The sequence below is a fragment of the Dyella acidiphila genome (genome assembly GCF_014863405.1).
Classification (GTDB): Bacteria; Pseudomonadota; Gammaproteobacteria; order Xanthomonadales; family Rhodanobacteraceae; genus Dyella_B; species Dyella_B acidiphila.
In genome coordinates, this window is sequence record NZ_JACZZA010000010.1 from 138,696 (window position 1) to 159,967 (window position 21,272).

Below are 21,272 nucleotides of genomic sequence, written 5' to 3' on the forward strand. Positions count from 1 at the left end.
AACGGCGCACGCTCCTGGATACCAGGAGCGTGCGCCGTCGTGGTGTAAGCCGATTACTGTGCCTTGCCCGACTGCAACTGCTGCACGATCGCCAGCGACTTGCTCACATGGTCTTGCGGATGCAGGTGGTCGGCCTCGGACGAGAGCGCGGCCACGATCTTGCCATTGCGGTCGATCACGAAGGTGGTGCGGGAAATAAAGCCGTGGCCAATCTCCACGCCGCGCACGTCCTTTGCCCCGGCCACCGCCGCTTCCATCTTCAGGTCATAGGCAGCCGCGATCTTGCCGCTGCTGTCGGAAGCGACCGGGAACTTGCCGGCGCAATAGCTCGGATCGGAGGAGAAGGTATTGAGACGGTCGATGCTGTCGGCGGAAACACCGATGATGGTGGCACCGGCCGCGTCGAATTTTTCCTTCTGGCTGGCGAAGGTATGCGCCTCGATATCGCAGCCGCCGGTATAGGCGGAGGGGTAGAAGTACACCACCACCGGGCCTTTCTTCAGCGCGTCCTTCAGCGAGAAGCTGAAATCCTTGCCGGCCAGGCTGGCCTCGGCGGTGAAATCAGGCGCCGCGGCGCCGGGTGCCAGCGCCGCAAAGGCGGGCGCCGTCAGGGCCAGTGCCATGGCGATGGCGGCGGCGGTCAACGACCCGGTCACATACTTTTTCATGCCTGCCTTCCTCTTGAAGATTTGCGGGATTGGGAGCCTGGAACCGCGCAACACTATCAGATCCAGTCTTGGTCAATTCGGTGTGATGAGGTGCGGAGTTACTTCCCATCCGTCATCCCGGCGCAGACCGGGACCCAGCGACTTTTTTGCTTCATCTGCAGCAAGTACACCGGAGCCAAGGCACTGGGTCCCGGCCTGCGCCGGGATGACGGGTTTGAGATGGATGAGAGATTTGAGGTGAATGCGAGGTCTGAGGCGAATGGGAGGGTTGCGTTGGTGGCCTGGAGACGCCTCACCTTCACGCCAGCAGTTGCCGCAGGGCATCCACCGAATCTTGCGGACAAGCCCCGCGGCGCAACTCATGCACCCCCAAATCCACCAGCTTCTGCTTAAAATGCAGCCAGCCGGGCTGGCCCGCGGCATACGGCTGGTCGGCGCTGAGCCGCGCGGCAATCTGGTCCGCCGGCACCGCGCGCAGCAACTGTGCGGGATGGTCGGCAAGCTGGCTGGACAGCAGCACCGCACCGACCAGCTTCAATGGCGCAGCCGCCAGCCGGCCGGGACCATTGCGCAGGTCGGCCTCGAATTTTTCTACCCCGCTGCGGCGACGGATCACCGGGGCATAGCGGATCCAGCGGCATGCATCCTCGTCGACCAGGCCGAGCGCGTCGTCTTTCATATGCAGGTAATTGGCCACGCCGGTGGCAAGCAGGTTTTCGGGCTGCACCAGCACCGCATCTTCGGACAGAAAATCCAGCCCCTGCAGCAGGCTGTGCAGCGCCAGCGTCGACTTGCCCGCTCCGCTATGACCGAGCAGCAACACGCCGCGTCCTTGTCGGCCCACGCATGCACCGTGCAGCGGAATCAGTCCTTGTGAACGGGCGGCCAGGATAAACACCGCGAATTCGATCAGCTCGTAACGCAGGTGATAGGGAAAGCGCAGCATGTCCTGCGAAACCACTACCAGCGCCTGTCTCTGCGCGGGCGATATCGCCACGTAGTTCATCGCATTGATCACGCCACAGAGCATGCCGGCGCCAGCCTGCATGCGTACCGGCGGCGGCTCGTGCACCGGCCGCAGCGAGCGGCCCGGCAGCAGCTTCAATTCAATCTCGAATTCCGGAATCTGGCCCGGCAGGCGATGCGGCGGCAAGCCGCCATAGGCGGCCTCGACCAGCGCGAGCAACGCCGCGCTGTCGCTCTGGAAATGAAAGCGGCCGCCCAGCAGCTGCTTGCTCAGCGGCGCATGCACGCTACGGCGTTCGCCGAAGGGATCGGTATGCAGATCGCGGACGGCTCGTCCGGAAACCACGCTCATGCGCACCTTTTATCGGGCCGGTTCAGTTGCCGGTGAGTGCGCCGCGCAGCCACAAAGGTTGCCTCGCCTCAATCGCCGGCCGCCGATGCAACCGCGCATGCCACAGCCGGCACTCACGGCCATGCGGCAGCCCCGGGCTGCGGCTTTCCAAGGCTACGATTGAGGCTATGCCGCAATGCTAAAGATTCAGGTCGGCCATTCCTATTTCCTGCGGTATGACCGCAAGCAATGGGAGCGCGGCAAGCCCTATCCCCCGCTGGCCACCCTGCAGATAGCAGCCTTGCTGCGCGCGCAGGGCCACACGCTGAGCCTGTTCGACGCCATGCTCGCCGACGGCGTGGAGGACTACGCCGGCAACCTGCAGCAGGCAGCGCCCGATCTGGTGGTGCTGTACGAAGACAATTTCAATTACCTCACCAAGATGTGCCTGAGCCGCATGCGCGAAGCCGCATGCCAGATGATTGCCGAAGCGCGTGCGCACGGCGCACGGGTGATCGTGGCCGGCTCCGACGCCTCCGATCAGCCCGATGCTTTCCTCGCTGCCGGTGCACATGCAGTGCTGATCGGCGAAGGCATCGCCGCACTGGCCGAACTGGTCGGACGCCTGGAACGCCATCCGCAGATCGGCCACCAGGACTGGGGCGCAGGCATTACCGGCATTGCCACCCTGGTGAGCGAACAAAAGCACGTGACCCGTATCGGCGTGGTGCCGCCCGATCCGCGCCTCACTTTGCGTCCGGCCTGGGATCTGCTGGATATCGAGCGCTATCGCCGCCTGTGGCAGGAGCGCCACGGCTATTTCAGCCTCAACATGGCCGCCTCGCGCGGCTGCCCGTTCCGCTGCAACTGGTGCGCCAAGCCGATCTGGGGCAACCACTACAAGCAGCGCAGCGCGCAGGACATGGCGGCGGAAATGACTTATCTGAAGCAGACTTTCCAGCCGGACCATATCTGGATGGCCGACGATATTTTCGGCTTCCACGTCGACTGGGTGGTTGAATTCGCCGATCACCTGGAGGCCTGCAACGGTTCGGTGCCTTTCACCATCCAGACCCGCGCGGACCTGATCAGCGAACGCATGGCCGGCGCGCTGCAGCGCGCCGGTTGCGCCGAAGCCTGGATCGGCGCGGAAAGCGGCAGCCAGCGCGTGCTCGATGCGATGACCAAGGGCACCACCGTGCCCGAACTGATCGCCGCCCGCGAACGGCTCGGTGCGCTGGGCGTGCAAGTGGGTTTCTTTATCCAACTCGGCTACCTGGGCGAGCAGTTGGCAGACTTGCTGGCCACGCGCGAACTGGTTGCCCGCGCTGCGCCGGACGATATCGGCGTAAGCGTTTCCTATCCCCTGCCCGGTACCAAGTTCTACGAACAAGTGAAAGCGCAGCTCGGCAAGAAGACGCACTGGGACGACAGCGACGATCTGTCCATGATGTTCCGCGGCGCCTACGACTCGGAGTTCTACCGCAGCGTGCGCGACCTGCTGCATGCCCAGGTCACGCTGCAGCAGGCGCAGCAGAACCAGCCGGCCGAAGCCCATGAGCAGGCTCGCATCGCACTCGACCAGCAATGGGATGCGCTGATCGCCAGCGAATACGCCCATCGCACCGAACACGCCACCGCCCCCACCCTTCCCCAGGTACGCCATGCTGCCGCCGCTCAAAACCATTGAGCGCGGCCTGCGCGGTACCACCGAAGCACTGGCGCGCGAACTCGCCCACCCCGGCGCGGCGCTTCCGCCATGGAACGAACTGGAATGGCAACTCGCCTCGGCCGCGGCCACCGTGCATGGCGTGGCGGCGCTGCTGAGCAAGCGTTCGGCGTGGCAGCAACCCACATGGCAAGCATTCCTGGCCAGCCAGCACGCGCATGTCGAACAGCGGCATCGGCGCATTGAAGCCCTGCTGCAGCAGATCGATCTGGGCGCACGTGCGGCCGGCATCGCCATCGTGCCGCTGAAAGGCAGTGCGCTGCATGCGATCGGCCTGTATGCCGCCGGCGAACGGCCGATGGCCGATATCGATCTGCTGGTGCGCGGGCACGATGTGCAGGCGGCCAGCGAGCTGCTGGTAGCGCTCGGCTATGAGGAGTCCTACACGCAGTGGAAACACCGCGTCTTCAAGCCGGCCGGCGACAGTGCGGTTGCCGGATTGGGCGAACACCGCGATACGCCGGTGAATATCGAACTGCATACACGCATCCAGGAGCGGCTGCCGATTTCGGTGGTGGATATCACCGAACGGATCTATTCGAGCCGGCAGCAGCCCGGCCTGAATGCCTACCCCTCGCCCGGCGCACTGATGTGCCACCTGCTGCTGCATGCTGCGGGTAATTTTTGCAGCCGCACGGTGCGGCTGCTGCATCTGCACGATATCGCGCAGCTGGCCGCACGCATGCATGAGAGCGACTGGGACGTGTTGTGGCAAGCGGATACGCCGCCATGGTGGGCGCTGCCGCCGCTGCGCATGGTGCAACGCTATTACCCGCAGGCGATTCCATCCGCGGTTCTGATGCGTATCGCGCGCAGCTGCCAGCCGTTGTTGCGCGGCCTTTCGCGGCATCAGGACCTCACGCGGGTTTCCTGTTCGGCGTTATGGCTCAATGCCTTGCCCGGTATCGAGTGGTCGCGCAGCGCGGGCGAAGCGGTGCGCTGCGTGATCAATCGCTTCAGGCCAACTGCCGAAGCGGTAAAAGAGCGGGCCGACATGCTGCGTACCCAGGTGTGGCTGCAAGGCCAGCAGCACTGGGTGACGATGAGCCAGGGCAAGCGCATCCTGATCCGACTGACCCGGCCGGTGCCGCGGCCGGATACCTTGTATGCGGTACGCGCGGCGCTGACGCACTTCGCCACGTAAGCTCAGCTCTTCTTCCTCCCCCTGCGGGAACTTGCCCGCTCTTCCTCCTCTCCCCTGCGGGGAGAGGATCGAGGTGAGGGGGACACGCTCGCGATGATCTGGATCAAGGCGACGCGCTGAGTACACATCTACGCGAGGTTGCCCCCTCACCCCAACCCTCTCCCCGATGGGGAGAGGGAGCAGAGCACGTGCTTGCCAGCTCTTTCTCCTCTCCCCGTCAAGGGGAGGGAGCACAGCTCCCCGCTCTTCCTCCTCTCCCCTGCGGGGAGAGGATCGAGGTGAGGGGGACACGCTCGCGGTGATCTGGATCAAGGCGACGCGCTGAATGCACATCTACGCAAGATTGCCCCCCTCACCCCAACCCTCTCCCCGATGGGGAGAGGGAGCAGAGCACGTGCTTGCCAGCTCTCCCTCCTCTCCCCGCTAGAGAGAGGGAGCAGAGCATCACGTACATACCCGGCGATACAAAGACTCAAACATCCGCGCCGTGTAATCGGCATCTTCCAGCACCGCACGGCGCTGTGCTTCCGTCGCCAATCGCAGCCGCAGCGATTCATCCGTCAGCACCAGCCGGATCGCCTGCGCCAGCGCCGCCCAGTCGCCGACCGGCACGGCCAGCGTCGCCGCAGGCGCCCATTCGGCAATATGCCCCACCGCCGTACCCACGGTAGGCACACCCTTTACCGCGGCCTCCAGCAACACCAGCGGCCCGGCCTCGTGCAGCGACGACATCACCAGCAAATCCGCCGCCTCGATCACCGGCCGCAATTCGCTTTGCGTCATAAAACCCAGAAAACGCACGTGCTGCTGCAAGCCGAGCTGCGCGGCCAGCGCAACGATTTCGCCGCGCAAGGTATCCACGCCCACGATATCCATCTGGAACGCCAGGCCGGCCCTGGCCAGCACCGCCAGCGCACGCAGCAAGGTGGCCTGGTCTTTGACGCGGTTGAGGCTGGCCACATGCACCAACTGCGCCTGCACAGCCTGTCGTCCGCGCGGCGCCAACGGTGTCCAGCTGCGCAGATCGACGCCGAGCGGCACACGCACTGCCTCCAGGCCCAATGCATGCAGCGAATCGATGATCGGCGCGCTGGCCGCGGTAACCACACTGGCCCCGCGCAGAATCACCGCTTCGCGCAGGCGACTCTTCCAATGACGCCGGCCGCCGTAGCCGATCTGATGCAAGGCCACCAGTTCGCCGCCGGCAATATGCACCAGGCTGGGCCGGCGCAGCAGCTTGGCCGCGGTCACCGCAATCAGGCTGCAGGAACCGGAAAAAATCGCCTGCAGCAGATCGAACGGCGCACGCCGATGTTCGGCGCGAATGGCGGCGACGGCACGCAGCCGGGTCCAGCCATCGCCGATATTGTGGATCTGCGCACCCAGCAATTCCCAGCGCGCCGGCCTGGCTTCCTGGTGCAGTACAAATACGTGCACTTCGTGTTGGCGCGCCAAGCGTTCGATCAGTGCCAGGAAAGCCGGGATGACCCGGAACTCGCCGCTGCGGTCCACGCCGCCCGGCAGCACCAGCGCCAGCTTCATGCCGATCTCCGCTGCCGCTGCTGCAGCAATTGCGCGTACGCAGCGGCCCACTGCCGCCCCACCGCGGCGAACGAAAGCTCATTGTCGAAATGCAGGCGCACCTCGGTACGCGTGGGCCGCTGGCTGGCCATCTCGATCAGCGCGCCGGCCAGTGCCGCCGCATCGCCGCGTGGCCACAGTACGCCGATGCGGCCATCGCCAGTCAAGGCGCGGAACGAGGGAATATCCGTCACCACCGGCACCGTGCCGCAGGCCAGTGCCTCCAGCAATGCATAGCCGCAGCTTTCCGCGTGACTGCCCGATACATAGATATCCGCGGCCTGCATCAGCCATTCGATCTTGGCATGGGGCTGCTTGCCGAGCAGGTGCACGCGTCCGTGCAAGCGCGGATCCTGTGCCACGCGCTGCTGCACCTCGCCCAGCAGCGACGCGTTGCCGAACGCGCACCACAACTGCAGGCCAGGCAACTGCTCGGCGGCCTGCGCGATACCCTCCAGCACGCAAAGCGGATCCTTGCCCGGATTCAGATGCCCCACCCACAGCACGCAGGGATCGCCATGCAGCCCGGTTTTTGTGCGCGCCTGCGCGCGGCTGCCCGGCATGAAGCGGCTGCTGGATTCGGGAATGGCGAAGCGTTGCGTATGCCGCGCGAACAGACCGGCCGCGGTGAACGGCTGCGCCAGCTCGGCCGACGTGAACGCAACGCCCGCCGCCGCGGCATACCAGCGCCGCCATTGCAAACGCCGCCACCAGCGCGGCGGACGGTCGGCATGGTCCTGGATCAGCATGGGCAGCTGCGGCAGATAGTGCGCAATGGCGAATGCGTCTTCGGCAAAGCCCAGCCCATGCACATGCAGCAAGTCAGGCTTGAGTTGCGCCAGTTCCTGCGCAAACCGCAGCCCGCGGTCGGCCACGGCCTTGATGCCGCCGACATCGATAAAGCGATAGTCGATGCCGGCGCGCGTCAGTCGTTCATCGTGCGCGGCTGCCTGGATAAATGAAACACGGGTACCGGCGCTGGCGATCGCCTCGGGGATGTCGGCCAAGGACGGCCACTGCGCGAAAACCTCGGGCGCCGCCATGCCTTCCGGCGCGGGAAAGATATTGATCTGCGCAACGTGCACGCTAGAGCCCCGAGACTTGCGGCAGACGCAGCTTCACCAGCCGATTGGCCAGATTCAGTTCCCACGGACGGTCATACTTGCGATGGCGATAGCGCCATGCCGCCATCGCGCTCAGGCCGCGCTTGGCCCACGGCGGCGAACGCAGATCCTGCACGGTGGGGAAGCGGCAGCGCAACACGGTGACAAAGTCGTGGATGTGCTTGCGCAATTTGTCATCGAGCCACGGCGCATCGGCGTGGCAGGCGTAGTTCACCCATTGCGGCTGCATCCATTCCTCCGGCGTACCGGGAAACACCACCGGCTCGCCATGGATATCGCGCAATACCTGCCCGGGGCGCTTGGCGCGGTCTTTTTCGTGCCGGCTGCTTTCCGGCAGCGGCGTGTAGATGTAGACGATGATTTCCGACTCCGGATTGATCCGCTTCAGTTCGCGGATGAACTCGAAGGTCTGCACGGTTTCCGCTTCGGTGTTTTCCGGCGGCGCCACCATGAACGACAACTCGGGAATCACTCCATTGCGCCGACACAGCTCGGCCACCTGCAAGGTCTGGTCCGGCCGCGTGCCCTTGCGAATCTCCTTCAGCATCTGCCCGCTGGGCGATTCGGCACCGATGTAGGCCATGCGCAGGCGGCTCTTGCGCACCAGTTTCCAGGTGCTTTCCGACAGCTTCAGCAGTGCGTCCGAGCGCGCGTAGCACCACCACGGCATTTCCAGCTTGGCCATCACTTCGAGCAGCGGAATCATGTCTTCTTCGCGGTCGAAGAAGTTGTGATCGAAGAACTGGATCGAATCGGCGCCGAGTTCGTATTTGAGATAGCTCAGGTCGCGTTCCAGCCGCGCCGCGGCCGGCAGTTGGGTGGTGCCGCCGAACATCGCCGCCACACCGCAGAAGGTGCAGCGAAAACGGCAACCGATCGCCGCCTGATGCGCCGCGGTGCGCCGCCCCAAAAAGGTACGTGCGAGATATTGGCGCGGATCGCCAAGCTTGTCGTAAGGCAGCACCAGCCCGTTGTCGCCGAGCGAGAACCGGCGGTTGGGGTTATGCACGATCACGCCGTCCTGTTTCCACGACAGACCGCCGATGCGCCCCAGCTCCGCTTGCGGCCGGCCGAGCGCGGCCAGCAGTTCGGGCAGGCTTTCCTCGCCCTGCCCGCGAATGGCGTAATCGACATACGGCGCGCCCAGCGCGGTATCGGTATACAGCGTGGGGAAATAGCCGCCCCAAATGATCGGCAGCGCCGGAAAGCGCGCACGAATCGCCTTGGACACCTCGATCGACGGCGCCATCTGCGGACCGCCCATCACACTGACGCCCACGGCATCGAAACCGCCCTGCTCCAGCATCTGCAGCGTGGCGCCGGTGATATCGCGCTCGATATTGCCGTCGATGATCTCGCTGCTGCCCTGGCGATCCACCGCAGCGGCAAGATGCAGCAGCGACAAGGGAAACCGCGCGCTGGAACGCGAGGTGATGGTGGGATTGATCAGCAGCGTGCGGGGCGTGGAGGTCATCGTGTCAGGCATGCAGTGCGCTCAGGGCAGGCGTCGAAGCTGGAACACCAGCGCCACCGGTACTTGCAGCGCGATTCGGTCGAAATGCGCATCGGCGGGAATGTCGGCCGGATCCAGCATCGGCTCCGCGACATGCTCGATGGCCAGCCCCAGCGACGCGCAGGCGGCATGCCAGTGGCTATATAGATGTTGCGTGTGGCGCACCGCGTAGTGCTGGCCGCCGGCTTTGAAATCGCGTTGCCAGCCCAGTGCCGGACCGATCGGATGCACATCGCTGCACAGCACACGCCCGCCGGGACGGGTCACGCGATGCAGTTCGCGCAGCGCTTCGTGCAACTGCTCCAGATGCCCCAGCACCAGACCGCAGAGGGTGATATCGGCCCAGGCATCAGCCACCGGCAGCGCTGTCACACTGCCCTGCGCCAGCGCTATGGCCGTATCGAAACGATGTGCCGCCAATTCGGCCTCGGCCCGGCGCAGCATGGCCGGCGCCAGATCGATGCCGATCACCCGCGCCGCCTCGCGCTGCGCCGCGTGCAGCATGTAGCGCCCGCTGCCGCAACCGGCATCGAGCACGTTGCAGCCGTGCAGGCTGGGCGGCAGCAGCGCCAGCATGGCGCGCTGTTCCGCCTGCATCACCGGATTGTGCGCATGCGCCGGATAGTGCTGCGCCCACAATGCATAGCCTTCGGCCGGTTCCAGTGTCGCCGCGCAACGCATCAGTGCCACCCGCTGGCGAATACCGGCAGCTGTTCGCGGCTCGGCGAGGCGGGCTCAAGCCCGGGTTCCAGCGCCATCAGCGCGGGTTCGGCCAAGTCCCTGGCCAGCAGTTTCGGCTTGCCGTCCAGCAGCACCGGTACCGCTTCCACGCCGGCAATGGCAAACCATTCGGCGAAATCCGGATCGGCGATGCGCGGCAGGCCATCGCGCACCACCGCGCGCAGCTGGCTGCGCCGGATGCCGATCAGGCTGCGTACCGGATCGCCGCCCTGGTCTTCCACGATCACCAGATCGGCCGGCGCGCCCGGCGCCAGATGTCCATGCGCAGGCAAGCGCAGGATCTCGGCCGCGCGCAGAGTCACCAGTTCCAGCAATTGCTGCGGGCTCAGGCCATAGCGATCGAGCACGCCGACCAGTTCATCGAGCAGGTCGCGCGCGCCGCTGAGGCGCGAATCGCTGCCCAGCGCCAGGCGGCCGGCCGCTGCAAGACGCCGCGGATCCAGCGTGCGTCCAAGCAAGGCGAGGTTGCTGGCCGGGCACCAGATCACGGCCGCGCCGCTGGCCAGCACGCGCTCGATATCCGCCTCGCGCAGACCCACGCCATGGATCAGCACGCTATGCGCCGCCAGGCAACCGAGTTGATCGAGTTGCGCCAGCTCGTTGCCGGCGACCTCGTCGGTACCTTCGGCCAGATGGATCAGCCACGGTCGTCCGGCCGGCGTCGCCGCAAAACTCGGCTGCAGCGGCGGCCCATACCCTGGCCAGCCGGGCGCATAGCTCCAGCCGTAGTCGCGCAGCAGCGTCACCGGAAAATCGTCGGCATCCAGCGCCGGATGCCAGGGATCGTGATGCGCCACGCAAGTTGTACCGGCCAGCACGTTCTTCAGTGCACCGTGGCGCAGGCGCAAGGCCTTGGGCCATTGCAGCGCGGCGATCACCGCCGGATCTTCGAAATGCGCCTGAAACGCATCGATCCACGCATAGCTATTGGCAAACGGCGCATGCCCGCGCAGGGGCGGAATCGCATTGACCTGCAGATGCTCGTGCGCATTGATCAGGCCCGGAAAAATCAGGTGATCGCGCAAGTCCACCCGATACGCCCAGGACGCTACCGCCGCATCGATGCAGCCGTCGCGAATCGGCAGCGGCGCATGCACCGGGCCGGCCGGAGTCATCACCGCGGCATGGCTCAGCGTGGCATTCGTGCGGGCCTTTAGCGCGTCCATCCCGCTCAGCGCCGCTGCATCACGATCAGGAAGTGGTCGCCCATGTCGCGCAGCAGCGGCAGCGCGCCGAAGCGATCGTCCAGCCGGCCCAGCCGCTCGCACCAGGCCTGCCGGCGGCGGTAGTAATCGACCAGATACGGCGGCGGCATGAACAGGCTCAGCGCGCGATATTCGGTAAGCGCAAAGTGCGGTGCGAAGGCGCGGTAGAACTCGCGCGGCAGGTAGTAATAGGTCCAGATGGTGTGGCGGTTCATACCTACGGCCGTGGCACCGCGTGCGGCGCGCACCAGTGCGCGCTTGAAGCGGCCCTTCAGAGCGTAATGACCAACCTCCCACGGGCAGATCCGGCCGATCACCGAAAACACCAGCTTGCCGCCGGGACGCAGCAGGCGTGCGCATTCGGCCGCGACGGCGCCCATTTCCGGCGCACAGTTGAGCGGACCGAAGTTGGAATACATGCCGTCGAACTCGCCCTGCAGCTGGTCCAGCTGATGGATGCCGACATGCACGGCGCTCAGGCGCGACGCCAGCTGCCCTGCTTCGGCGCGGACACGCGTGCGCGCCACCATCTGCGGCGACCAGTCGCTGGCCACCACCTGATAGCCGCGCTGGGCGAATTCCGCCGCGTCGATGCCGGTGCCGCAGCCCAGGTCCAGCAGCCGCGAGCCGGGTGGAAGCTCGCGCTGCACGGTGTCCCACAGGCTCTGGCGCATGCGCTGGATCAGTTCGTTATTGCCGCGCGGGCCGTCATAGTCGGCCGCAACACTGTCGAAAGCGCGCTGCGTCTCGAGCAGTTGCGTCTGGTCCAGCGTCATCGCCCGGTTGGCTGTTTCAAGCTTCACTTCGATCCCCGCTACGCCGATAGGCGGCACCTGCGTGAGTACCGGCAGGCCGGGATTTGGTTTAAGGGATTGCCCTGGCAGGGCCCGGGCCGATTCCGAAGGGTGCCGCAGGCCAAAGCCTTCACGGGAGAGCGGCCTGGACCGATATCGGCACCTGCGGCACGCGGCCTACGATCCAGCGACAGGGCCACACGCCGCCTCGCAAGGCCGGCAATACGCCAAGGAATCGCGCATGGAAGGCATGGATGTATCGGCGTGGCTGGGCTTGCTGTCGCAAACCACCCGCTTTATCACGCTCGACGCAGCCATTGATGGCCTGATTGTCGAACAGCTCCATGGCCACGAAGCGGTCAACGATAATTTCCGCTTCGATCTCGATTGCGTCTGCGCATCGGCCTTTCTCGACCTCACCCAGCTGCTGGGCAAGCCGCTGCGCCTGGGCGTGGCCACCGCCGACGGCAGTCGCCGCTACTGGCACGGCTATGTCACACATGCCGCTTCGCTGGGTGCCGACGGCGGCCTGGCACGCTATCGCGTGGTGATGGAATCGAGCCTGGCATTTCTGAAGCTGCGCCGGAATGCGCTGATCTTTCAGGACCAGACCGCACTCGACGTGGTCACCACGATCTTCGCCGACTATCCGCAAGTGCAGTGCCAGACCCAGGTGACCGCCAGCCTGCGGCAGCGCCCGATCTGCACCCAGTACCGCGAAACCGACTACGACTTCGTACATCGCCTGCTCGGCGAAGAAGGCCTGTCCTATCGCTTCGAACACGACCAGGGCGAGGACAGCGAAGGCGCCGGCCATACCCTGGTGATCTTCGACAGCCAGGCCAGCCTGCCTGGCGGCACGCCGGACAGCATCCGCTTCTATCGCGTCGATGCCACCGAAACCAGCGACGCGATCACCCTGTTTACCGAGTGCAAGAAGCTCGTGCCCGACGCGGTGGCCACGGCAAGCTGGCGCCCCGAACAAGTCCGAAGCATTGCGGCACGGGTTTGCACGCCGCCGGCACCCGGCGCGCCGCCGCTGCCATCGCGGGAGGTATTCGAAGCGGATCGCAGCAAGCGCTTCGACCATACCGAACAGGCGCAGCACTTTGCCCGGCATCGCCTCGCCGCCTTGCGCATGGAAGCCCATACCCATCGCGCCGAAGGCTCGGTACGTACGCTGGAGGCCGGCAAGCGCTACACGCTCACCGCACATCCGGACCTCAACGCTTATGCCTTGGTGCCGCTGCGTATCGAGCACATCGCCAGCAACAACCTCGGCATCACGGTGACCCACCTGCGTGACCGCGGTGTGCAAGACCGCGGCACCTACCGCAATCGCTTCGTCGCCATTCCAGCCCACACAGCTGTTGCGCCCGCCTATCGCGACAAACCCACCGCACCCGGCTGCTCGGTCGCGGTGGTGGTGGGCATGCCGGAAACCACACTCACCGGCCATCGCGAGCATCAAGTACGCGTGCAGTTCCACTGGCAGCGTGGCGAGGCACCGCTACCGGGTGGGCTTACCGATACGGCCAGTGCGGGCCATCCGCAGGGGCATGCGCCCGGCGATCACCGTTCCGGTACCTGGGTGCGCGTAGCGGAAGCGACGGCCGGCGCCGCGCATGGCCATAGTTTCCTGCCACGCATCGGCACCGAAGTGCTGATCGAATTCGATCACGGCGATATCGATCAGCCGGTGATCGTGGGACAGCTCTACAACGGTCAAAACCTGCCGCCGTTCTCCGCCGGCGAAAACAGCACGGCAAACCATCCCGGCACGCTCAGCGGCGTGCAGACGCAAACCTTGGATGGCCGGCCCGGCAATCAATGGGTGCTGGACGATGCCAGCGGCCAGCTGCGCCATGCTCTATCGAGCAGCGTCGCCGACAGCTCGCTCAACCTGGGCTATCTGATCGATCAGCATGGCAACCGGCGCGGCGCCTATCGGGGCGAAGGCTTCGAGCTGATCACCCGTGGCTGGGCGATCGTGCGCGCCGGCGAAGGCCTGCTGCTATCGGGCGCGCAACAAGCACAAGGCGCATCCACCCAGATGGATGCCGCCGGCGCCGTCAGCCAACTCAACGCCGCAGCCGCCACCGCACAACGCCTGGACAGCGCCGCCACCCAGGCCAAGGCCAACGGTCTTGCCGCCAATCCGGCGCAAACCGCCCTGCAGCAGGCGATCGATCCCGGCAAGAACGGCAAATACAGCGGCGACGTTAACGGTCTGGCCGCCACCAAGCCCACCGACAACCAGCGCAGCGGCGGCGATCCGGTCGAACGCTTTGCGCAACCGGTGATCCTGGTCGAAGCCCCGCAATCGATGGTGCTTGCTTCCTCGCAAAGCGCCGCTGCCTTCGCCGGCAACCATCTGCACACCACCAGCCAGCGCGATATGCACCTGGCTGCCGGAGCGACCATCGGTGCCGCCACCGGCGATGCCGTGAGTCTCTATACCGCCGATGGCGGCATGAATGTCATCGCCAACCACGGCCCAGTCAGCATCGAAGCGCATACCGATGCGATGCAGATCCTGGCCGACCAGTCCGTCACCGTCACCTCCACCACCGATCGCATCGAGGTGCTGGCCAAAGACAAGATCGTGCTGCAGGCGGGGCAAAGCACGGTGACACTGGAAGGCCCGAACATCATCTTTGCGTGTCCGGGGAATTTCACGGTGAAAAGCGGGATGCCGCAATGGCAAGAGCGGCGCAGCGAACCCTCGCAGTTACTGGCGCTCCCAGACGACCTGGCGCAAGGCCAGAGCAAATTCATTCTCTCGCGATGAGCCTTGCATGCTGATCAGCCCACCTTTTCTTCCGCAGCATGACGCCACGGATCCCGACGACAACTATTTGCCCACGGCCATGAGGAATCAGGGCTTCGGCGAAGGAGCGTTCCCCCTTGCACGCCATATGACCTGGCACGGCGGCCTGCATTTGACCGCGCCGCGTATCGATGGAAATGGCCATCAACCGGTCCGTGCGATTGCCGATGGCACGGTGGCTTACGTACGCCAACCTAAAAAGAAACCGGACTCGCAGGAGACCATGGATGCCGATCCGCTCGGCTACAACGGCTGGTGCGATAGCGGCTGCGTGATCATCAAGCACGCCACCGAAATCGGCGAAGGAATCAGCGTTACGTATTTTTCAATCACGCTGCATTTGAAAAAGATCGCCGCCGGCGTCGATCCAGACAAGCCGATCTACCGCAAAGACGAGCTAGGCGAAGCAGGCAGCATCGATGGCACGGACCATCAGATCCACTTCGAGATCATCTGCGACGACCACAATCTGGCCTCACTGGTGGGCCGATCTGCCGATCCGCTGGACGAAACGCAGGACGGACGGGCCAGCGCCCTGTTCGGCGAGGTCTATGTGCATCTGCCGGCCGGAGCGGTATTCCATGCCCAGGCACCAGCTGCCACGGCCACGGATGTACCGTCATCGCTCGCACCGCTCCATGTCAGCGCGGAAGACTATTACATAGGTATCCGATGCACCCACCAGCAAGGCGGCATCGAACTGACGACCTATAAGCAAGATGGCAGCATCGTCGGCTCACCCGTACAAGAGCCGGGCGGCGACTACGCGCTTTACGAGCGGGCAAACACCCTGGCCGGCGCATATCGGACAGCAAAGGCTGCTGCCATCCCCGCTGCCAGCGCCTTGCAACAATTACTACGCCTGGCCCGCGTGCTCGACCCCGAGACCCTCAACCCCGCCGACGCACCCCACTGGCGGTGTGTAGCTTTTCCGGACGGCCAGGGCTGGGTAAACCTGCATGCAAATGGCGTTCGCGTGTTCAGCGACGCAGACTTTCCGCCGTGGCGCGGCTGGCATGTAATCGACGATGACACCCACTCCGACAGCCGCTGCCACTCGAACAAACTGCTGGAGCTGATCCAGCAAGGCAGCGATACATCACGTATGCCGGCCGCCCAGGCACAGGGCACTGCCATGTCGGACCCGGCAACCTACCGACTGGTCCGTGCAATGGATCGCCTGACGGACAAGACCGTGCTATCGCGCCTGTCGTACACGGTATGCAAGTTCACCACCGAATGGGAAAAGGCCAGCTTCGCAACACGCTGGCAATGGCTCACCACCGAGACACCAGCCGATGGCGGACCGTTGGCCGGCCCCTATCTTCATAAGCAGGATTTTCCCAAGTTCCAGGCACACGGCGAGGCCCTGTGTTTTTGGGAGGATGCAAAGCTCGGCATCGATGCCAATCACTGGCACTTCCATCCGACGGAATTTATCAGGATGTTCCGGCGATGCGGGTGGTTGAGTCTTAACGAGATGATTCAATTGTTCCCGATGACGGCAGTACGACCAAGTAAAGGCGCCTGGGTCTCTGAGCCGGTAATCGCCCCTGTCGCTACGATCGAAAACTACCGAGTCGAATTAAACAAAGCCTGCCGCCGCTACGGCATTGTCACGCCACTGCGCATGGCCGCGTTCTACGCCAACGCCATGCAGGAAACTACCTGGTTTACATCCATTTACGAGAATAACCCCACAGCAAGATACTGGCCTTGGGATGGCCGAGGCTTCCTGCAACTCACTTGGCCGCACAACTACATCAAGTACTGGCGATACATTGGAAATGCCCTGGACGAAAATTTCGCGGAAACCCTGAATACGGCGGCCAAGCAAGCCAATACACAGAGGTCAAATACTCCCTTGGAAGCCATAGAGTCGCAGGTTTCAGCGACAAAAATGAAGAAATGGCGGCGTGAGCTAGGAGATGACACAAGATTGGATTTGTCGACCGACTGCGCCTGCGCGTACTGGGCATGGACGCACGCCGCCCCATTCGCCGACACCAAGCCCTTCAACATACTGAAATCCATCACAGCGGAGGACCACACGCAAGCATACGTGAAAGGAAGGACCCGTTTAAAAGCAACAGTGCATTACTACACCAGTACAGGCATGGGAAACGTAGCGGCAACAGTCAACATTGGGCATCCTTCCACAATTTACAAAAGCGTCAACGGCGTTGTAGCACGCTTTCAGGCGTACAACATTTGCCAAGCCTTACTACTGGACACGCCAAATTTCCCGAATATTCATGGCCTCATGAACTCCGTGCCCGAAGGCTATATGCCGAGACGCCCATGAAACATATTTTTCTTTCTATAAGCCTTTTGTTTTTGACGTCCGTTGCCTACACGCAACAGTCTGTAAAAATAATGCCCAACACACCGCACTCATTTAATAGCCAAATCGAGAAACTTAGCCCAATTTTTTCCCCTGGAAAATGTCATTTTCGCCTCATTCTTAAAGGCGTAACAGTATCCGTGCATAACACCAGTTCTTTTCAGAGTGCAGGATACTATCCATCTGGCACAGAGAATTGGTCTATCCCATTACTCTGCCATGCCAACGCATCGCAAAATGACATTGACGGTCAAGTGGGCGCGAAGCTCATCAATGGAAAATGGATTGACGAAAATTCCAAACTTCCTTTTGATCCGGACCAGCATCTTGAAGTCTACAATTTTTCCGGGAAAAACTGGACAGGAAAAGGTATCGCCTATAGCCAGATATACGGAGACGAAGCCCGCAGGCAGCGATTCTTCAACTTTTGCCTGATCGAGAACAACGGACCGCAAGTGCTTTGTGGACACACACAGGTCAGAAACCTCAACTCCCCGCCCTCCTCCAGCACGCTGCCAAAGATCATGGCCATCCTGAAGACCATTGAGTTTGTGGATCAATCTGTCGACCACGCCGCCATCTCGGGCACAGCAGCCAAAAACTGATATGTAATACGCAATAACATATAAATCTAATTTAAAAATAAATATTTATAATTTTATGATTCAAGCACTTATTTCAAGCCACCACCAATCAACTGAATCTATTTACAACACTGGAAATTGCATATTCAATATAAATAACCTCATGAGCGGATCGTTTACTGTCGACACATCCTCAGCCATCAAAGGCGGCGTGTACTCATCTCCCACAGGAGACCGAGAATTCAGCGTTCCTATTTATTGCTACACCGGCTCCCAACAAGACGACATCGATAGTCAACTTTCGGCCAAGAAGCTGAATGGCCACTGGGTTTCGGCAAACACTGGCACACCATTTGATGCCAATGAACACTTCAGAGTAATTGAATTTAATGGCACAAATTGGCGAGGAATAGCAACCACTTACGACCAAAATATTGGGGAAGAAGACTTTCGCCAGCGAATATTTCAATACTGTCTTCTCGAAACGAATGGCACGCAAATCCTTTGCGGGCATCTAGGAGTAATGACGCTCGCCAAGCCATCGACAAATATCATGTATGACGTCTTGACCATCCTTAAGAGCGTAGAGTTTGTTAAGCAATACAATAGCAAATAGTGGCATCCTCATTGACTAGCCAAATGCACGTAGCTGCCCGTCGGCGCACCTCAAAGCCATGCATCGAAACATTCATGAATAACCTTTTTGTTGTTCAAGCCATTCTGCTTGGCGCAACCATCATCTTCGCGCGGCAGTCTTCACCAAAAGCACACAAAGGCCACTCTTCAACCCAAAAAATCAGCCATATTCACGTGATAGGCGCCTGTCAATTTTATAGCAATACAGTAAAGGGACAAAGGTACGACACCGGGATGTACATGTTTGATCCAACAAAGGACATACCAGTACATTGGGGGTTTGGTATCGGCTGCCATATAGGCGCAACGAAAGATGACATTAACGATCAGATAGGTGCGAAATTTGTCGAAGGAAAATGGATTGACGAAAATTCCAAATTTCCTTTTGACCCGGATCAGCATCTTGAAATCTACAATTTTTCCGGGAAAAACTGGACAGGAAGAGGTATCGCCTATAGTCAGATATACGGTGACGAAGATCGCAGGCAGCGATTCTTCAACTTCTGCCTGATCCAGAACAACGGACCGCAAGTGCTCTGCGGACAGACGCAAGTCAGAAATCTCAACTCTCCGCCATCCTCCAGCACGCTGCCAAAGATCATTGCCGCCCTCAAGACCATTGAGTTTGTGGATCAATCCGTCAAGCCGACCTCAGGCACAGCGGCATCACACTGACTGCAAGATAGAGAAACGATGGAATTAGCCTCAAGTTGTATGCGTGAAGCGCCACTACGATCATCTGGCCGCGTGAAAAATTTCCAGCATCCCAAAAGATCCGGCTGCGAGTTGGCTCGCCTAATTACTCGCGACTTCAGGACCTTCAAGACTGGCATTCGGAAACCTAACCTGGCCATTTCCATAGCGAAAACAAGTAATGCCACAAAATTACTCACCGAGCCGCTCATGAAGAAATTAACGTTTCTTATTTTTTTGTTTGCCACGACCACTGCCATACGCTTGCATGCCGCGGTCAGCGAGCCAGAATCATCATCAACCTCACAGATCTACAAGCTTGAAAAATGCATTTTCAAAATCGCAAATTCCACCGGACTAGGCATCTATGCCGATGGCAGCTATGCATTTCTAGAAAATCAAGCACCCTATATGGGACAAGGCTTTCCCATTACCTGTGAGACTGACGCAACACAGGACAAGCTTGACGGATTGTTAGCCGCAAAGCAGATCAATGGACAGTGGATATGGGCCGGTACAAATGCCCCATTTGAGCCCAGACAGCATTTCGAGGCCAAAAAAATTATCGGCGCAAACTGGATCGGAATAAGTACCGCCTACGACGAAACTACTGGAGCCACAGAAACTCGGCAGCGCTACTTCCAATACTGCCTTGTGGAAACGCGTGGATCGCAAGCACTTTGCGGGCATACAAGCATTGGAGCGGCTGGCACTGCCATCCCCGCACTCATTCAATCCAGAATATTGTCCGTCCTCAAAACCGTCGAATTCATTGATCAACAACCGACGAGCTCGACCAAACCTAATGAGAAATGACGTATCGATCGCCTCACTTTCAACGCTTTTTCCATTTCCTCCAACAACAAACTCACCAGCGTTGTACATCCATGAAGCATATTGCTTTAGCTAAATGGTTGATATGGAGCATATTAGCCGCGACAGATGCGTACCGGCGACAACATCCTCATCCAGCATAAAAAATTTCATATCGGAACAGCCAGACTCCGACACCGTTTACACGGAAGGAAGGTGCCAATTCCGCATTAAAGCGGTCCCGAGGCAGAAATACGACAATGGCACGTATATGTTCTATGCCAACGCGAATGGCAATCCAAATGGGTGGGGATTCGGCCTCAGTTACCACACTGCAGCTTCACAAGATGACATTTATAGTCAGCCAGGTGCACGCCTCGTCCGGGAGAATTGGATTGACGAAAACTCCAACGCCATCTCTTACCCTGATCAGCATTTAAAAATTTACGACTTTTCCGGGAAAAACTGGACAGGAAAAGGTATCGCCTATAGCCAGATATACGGTGACGAAGATCGCAGGCAGCGATTCTTCAACTTCTGCCTGATCCAGAGCAACGGACCGCAAGTGCTCTGTGGACAGACGCAAGTCAGAAATCTCAACTCCCCACCCTCCTCCAGCACGCTGCCAAAGATCATGGCCGTTTTGAAGACCATTGAGTTTGTGGATCAATCCGTCAATCCGGTCTCATCCGGCACGGCAGCCTCGCCCTGACGCGCACGAAATGGCGCAAGGTGGCTGCGAGCTATCGAGCCTGGCGCTTACGCGCGCGGCAACTCACGCCGCAGCGTGTTCCTGGCAATCGCCACCAACGTGCCGAGAAACAGCCCAAGCAGCAGCCCCAGGCCCCAGGTCAGCGACGGATTGGGAAATACCGGGTATTCCGGCACGTACACCGGCCACATCAGCGCGGTGTCGTAGGTATAGGCGGAACTGAGGCGAATCTGCAGTTCGGCGCGGGCCTGCTGCAACTCGCGGATCTGGTCACTGTGGCTGAGCAGCAATGCGGCAGTTACGTTGTCCTTGCTCTGCGCCGCGGACTGCTGCAGGCGGTCGCGTTCGGTAGTCGCCTCCTGCAAGGCGCGTTGGATCTCGTCCAGGCGCGCATGTGCAAGCTGCAGCGGCGCCGCTTCCATTCCGCGATGCACCGATTGCAGCCAGGTCACGGTGGCCTTGGCCAGCTCGCCGGCTTGTTGCGCCGAATAGGCGCGCACGCTCAATTTCACCAGCGGACCGGCGTAATACATCGCCTCCAGCTTCATGCTTGCGCGATACAGCTGGCCGGCGGGGGTACCCGCGCCGATGCCGATGCTGTCGAGCACTGCATTCTGCGACGGTAACAGTTGCAGGCGCTCGATCACGCGCTGCGGCGGCTCCACTTTCGGGTCCTGCCCTTGCGGGGCGTCGCTGACCTGGCCGATCTGGATCCAGGCATTGGCCTGCCACTGCGGCTTCGTGGTGTGCAGAAATGCCGCGGTGCACAGCAGCACCAGCAGCAGACCGGCCAGGAACCAGCGCCACTCGCGCAGCAGTACCCGCCACATATCGATCAGATAGACATCATCTCGTTGCATAGTT

The 21,272-nt window shown here is 61.5% G+C and carries 18 protein-coding genes; 9 read left to right on the top strand and 9 right to left on the bottom strand.

From position 1 onward, the window contains the following. Window positions 1-53: 53 nt before the first annotated feature. Window positions 54-668, bottom strand: coding sequence for a peroxiredoxin (locus tag IGX34_RS16000; RefSeq protein WP_192556728.1), 615 nt, complete (start codon window positions 666-668; stop codon window positions 54-56). 298 nt (window positions 669-966) lie between these two features. Then, complete coding sequence (locus IGX34_RS16005) at window positions 967-1,986, bottom strand: phosphoenolpyruvate carboxykinase (ATP) (protein WP_192556729.1); 1,020 nt, start codon at window positions 1,984-1,986, stop codon at window positions 967-969. A gap of 175 nt (window positions 1,987-2,161) precedes the next feature. On the opposite strand from IGX34_RS16005, the gene IGX34_RS16010 reads away from it, so the two are divergent. Both IGX34_RS16010 and IGX34_RS16015 read left to right on the top strand, forming a co-directional pair. Continuing rightward, the gene (locus IGX34_RS16010) at window positions 2,162-3,655 is read left to right on the top strand and encodes a B12-binding domain-containing radical SAM protein (protein WP_192556730.1); all 1,494 of its coding nucleotides are present in this window, start codon (window positions 2,162-2,164) and stop codon (window positions 3,653-3,655) included. After that, the gene (locus tag IGX34_RS16015; protein ID WP_192556731.1) at window positions 3,630-4,838 is read left to right on the top strand and encodes a nucleotidyltransferase family protein; all 1,209 of its coding nucleotides are present in this window, start codon (window positions 3,630-3,632) and stop codon (window positions 4,836-4,838) included. The genes IGX34_RS16010 and IGX34_RS16015 overlap by 26 nt, the downstream gene beginning before the upstream one ends. 444 nt (window positions 4,839-5,282) lie before the next feature. Here the strand turns inward: IGX34_RS16015 and IGX34_RS16020 are convergent, their stop codons facing one another. From IGX34_RS16020 to IGX34_RS16045, 6 genes are read right to left on the bottom strand one after another with little or no spacing between them, the layout of a single operon-like run. Next, window positions 5,283-6,380, bottom strand: coding sequence for a glycosyltransferase family 4 protein (locus IGX34_RS16020; RefSeq protein WP_192556732.1), 1,098 nt, complete (start codon window positions 6,378-6,380; stop codon window positions 5,283-5,285). Next, a complete protein-coding gene (locus IGX34_RS16025; protein WP_192556777.1) occupies window positions 6,377-7,462 on the bottom strand; it encodes a glycosyltransferase family 4 protein in 1,086 nt (361 codons plus the stop codon). The genes IGX34_RS16020 and IGX34_RS16025 overlap by 4 nt, the downstream gene beginning before the upstream one ends. Before the next feature lie 43 nt (window positions 7,463-7,505). Further along, window positions 7,506-9,017, bottom strand: a complete 1,512-nt coding sequence (locus IGX34_RS16030; protein WP_192556778.1) for a B12-binding domain-containing radical SAM protein — start codon at window positions 9,015-9,017, stop codon at window positions 7,506-7,508. Window positions 9,018-9,038: 21 nt separating this feature from the next. Then, the gene (locus IGX34_RS16035; RefSeq protein WP_192556779.1) at window positions 9,039-9,737 is read right to left on the bottom strand and encodes a class I SAM-dependent methyltransferase; all 699 of its coding nucleotides are present in this window, start codon (window positions 9,735-9,737) and stop codon (window positions 9,039-9,041) included. Then, window positions 9,737-10,963 (bottom strand): amidohydrolase family protein, encoded by a 1,227-nt coding sequence (locus tag IGX34_RS16040; protein WP_192556733.1) that lies wholly within the window; start codon window positions 10,961-10,963, stop codon window positions 9,737-9,739. The genes IGX34_RS16035 and IGX34_RS16040 overlap by 1 nt, the downstream gene beginning before the upstream one ends. Window positions 10,964-10,968: 5 nt before the next feature. Continuing rightward, window positions 10,969-11,778: a class I SAM-dependent methyltransferase gene (locus IGX34_RS16045; protein ID WP_192556780.1), complete on the bottom strand. Its 810-nt coding sequence runs from the start codon at window positions 11,776-11,778 to the stop codon at window positions 10,969-10,971. 259 nt (window positions 11,779-12,037) lie between these two features. Between IGX34_RS16045 and IGX34_RS16050 the strand changes: the two genes are divergently transcribed. The 7 genes from IGX34_RS16050 (at window position 12,038) to IGX34_RS16080 (ending at window position 20,408) form a co-directional block, all read left to right on the top strand. Then, window positions 12,038-14,587: a type VI secretion system Vgr family protein gene (locus tag IGX34_RS16050; RefSeq protein WP_192556734.1), complete on the top strand. Its 2,550-nt coding sequence runs from the start codon at window positions 12,038-12,040 to the stop codon at window positions 14,585-14,587. Window positions 14,588-14,594: 7 nt separating this feature from the next. Then, window positions 14,595-16,931 carry a M23 family metallopeptidase gene (locus tag IGX34_RS16055; protein ID WP_192556735.1) on the top strand — a complete coding sequence of 779 codons (2,337 nt, stop codon included), beginning with the start codon at window positions 14,595-14,597 and terminating at the stop codon, window positions 16,929-16,931. Then, window positions 16,928-17,575, top strand: a complete 648-nt coding sequence (locus IGX34_RS16060) for a hypothetical protein (protein ID WP_192556736.1) — start codon at window positions 16,928-16,930, stop codon at window positions 17,573-17,575. Before IGX34_RS16055 ends, IGX34_RS16060 begins: the two co-directional genes overlap by 4 nt. 142 nt (window positions 17,576-17,717) lie before the next feature. Further along, window positions 17,718-18,170, top strand: coding sequence for a hypothetical protein (locus IGX34_RS16065; protein WP_192556737.1), 453 nt, complete (start codon window positions 17,718-17,720; stop codon window positions 18,168-18,170). A gap of 74 nt (window positions 18,171-18,244) precedes the next feature. Next, the gene (locus tag IGX34_RS16070; protein ID WP_192556738.1) at window positions 18,245-18,865 is read left to right on the top strand and encodes a hypothetical protein; all 621 of its coding nucleotides are present in this window, start codon (window positions 18,245-18,247) and stop codon (window positions 18,863-18,865) included. An 18-nt stretch (window positions 18,866-18,883) separates the two neighbouring features. After that, the gene (locus tag IGX34_RS16075) at window positions 18,884-19,699 is read left to right on the top strand and encodes a hypothetical protein (protein ID WP_192556739.1); all 816 of its coding nucleotides are present in this window, start codon (window positions 18,884-18,886) and stop codon (window positions 19,697-19,699) included. A 268-nt stretch (window positions 19,700-19,967) separates the two neighbouring features. After that, window positions 19,968-20,408 (top strand): hypothetical protein, encoded by a 441-nt coding sequence (locus IGX34_RS16080; protein ID WP_192556740.1) that lies wholly within the window; start codon window positions 19,968-19,970, stop codon window positions 20,406-20,408. Between the two features lie 47 nt (window positions 20,409-20,455). On the opposite strand, the gene IGX34_RS16085 is transcribed toward IGX34_RS16080, so the two are convergent. Then, window positions 20,456-21,268, bottom strand: coding sequence for a Wzz/FepE/Etk N-terminal domain-containing protein (locus IGX34_RS16085; protein ID WP_192556741.1), 813 nt, complete (start codon window positions 21,266-21,268; stop codon window positions 20,456-20,458). Window positions 21,269-21,272 lie beyond the last annotated feature (4 nt).

What these genes read in the sequence shown, in the direction of transcription:
- IGX34_RS16000 (WP_192556728.1), bottom strand. Translation starts at nt 668, where the DNA reads ATGAAAAAGTATGTGACCGGGTCGTTGACCGCCGCCGCCATCGCCATG.
- IGX34_RS16005 (WP_192556729.1), bottom strand. Translation starts at nt 1,986, where the DNA reads ATGAGCGTGGTTTCCGGACGAGCCGTCCGCGATCTGCATACCGATCCC.
- IGX34_RS16010 (WP_192556730.1), top strand. Translation starts at nt 2,162, where the DNA reads ATGCTAAAGATTCAGGTCGGCCATTCCTATTTCCTGCGGTATGACCGC.
- IGX34_RS16015 (WP_192556731.1), top strand. Translation starts at nt 3,630, where the DNA reads ATGCTGCCGCCGCTCAAAACCATTGAGCGCGGCCTGCGCGGTACCACC.
- IGX34_RS16020 (WP_192556732.1), bottom strand. Translation starts at nt 6,380, where the DNA reads ATGAAGCTGGCGCTGGTGCTGCCGGGCGGCGTGGACCGCAGCGGCGAG.
- IGX34_RS16025 (WP_192556777.1), bottom strand. Translation starts at nt 7,462, where the DNA reads ATGGCGGCGCCCGAGGTTTTCGCGCAGTGGCCGTCCTTGGCCGACATC.
- IGX34_RS16030 (WP_192556778.1), bottom strand. Translation starts at nt 9,017, where the DNA reads ATGACCTCCACGCCCCGCACGCTGCTGATCAATCCCACCATCACCTCG.
- IGX34_RS16035 (WP_192556779.1), bottom strand. Translation starts at nt 9,737, where the DNA reads ATGCGTTGCGCGGCGACACTGGAACCGGCCGAAGGCTATGCATTGTGG.
- IGX34_RS16040 (WP_192556733.1), bottom strand. Translation starts at nt 10,963, where the DNA reads ATGGACGCGCTAAAGGCCCGCACGAATGCCACGCTGAGCCATGCCGCG.
- IGX34_RS16045 (WP_192556780.1), bottom strand. Translation starts at nt 11,778, where the DNA reads ATGACGCTGGACCAGACGCAACTGCTCGAGACGCAGCGCGCTTTCGAC.
- IGX34_RS16050 (WP_192556734.1), top strand. Translation starts at nt 12,038, where the DNA reads ATGGAAGGCATGGATGTATCGGCGTGGCTGGGCTTGCTGTCGCAAACC.
- IGX34_RS16055 (WP_192556735.1), top strand. Translation starts at nt 14,595, where the DNA reads ATGCTGATCAGCCCACCTTTTCTTCCGCAGCATGACGCCACGGATCCC.
- IGX34_RS16060 (WP_192556736.1), top strand. Translation starts at nt 16,928, where the DNA reads ATGAAACATATTTTTCTTTCTATAAGCCTTTTGTTTTTGACGTCCGTT.
- IGX34_RS16065 (WP_192556737.1), top strand. Translation starts at nt 17,718, where the DNA reads ATGAGCGGATCGTTTACTGTCGACACATCCTCAGCCATCAAAGGCGGC.
- IGX34_RS16070 (WP_192556738.1), top strand. Translation starts at nt 18,245, where the DNA reads ATGAATAACCTTTTTGTTGTTCAAGCCATTCTGCTTGGCGCAACCATC.
- IGX34_RS16075 (WP_192556739.1), top strand. Translation starts at nt 18,884, where the DNA reads ATGGAATTAGCCTCAAGTTGTATGCGTGAAGCGCCACTACGATCATCT.
- IGX34_RS16080 (WP_192556740.1), top strand. Translation starts at nt 19,968, where the DNA reads ATGTTCTATGCCAACGCGAATGGCAATCCAAATGGGTGGGGATTCGGC.
- IGX34_RS16085 (WP_192556741.1), bottom strand. Translation starts at nt 21,268, where the DNA reads ATGCAACGAGATGATGTCTATCTGATCGATATGTGGCGGGTACTGCTG.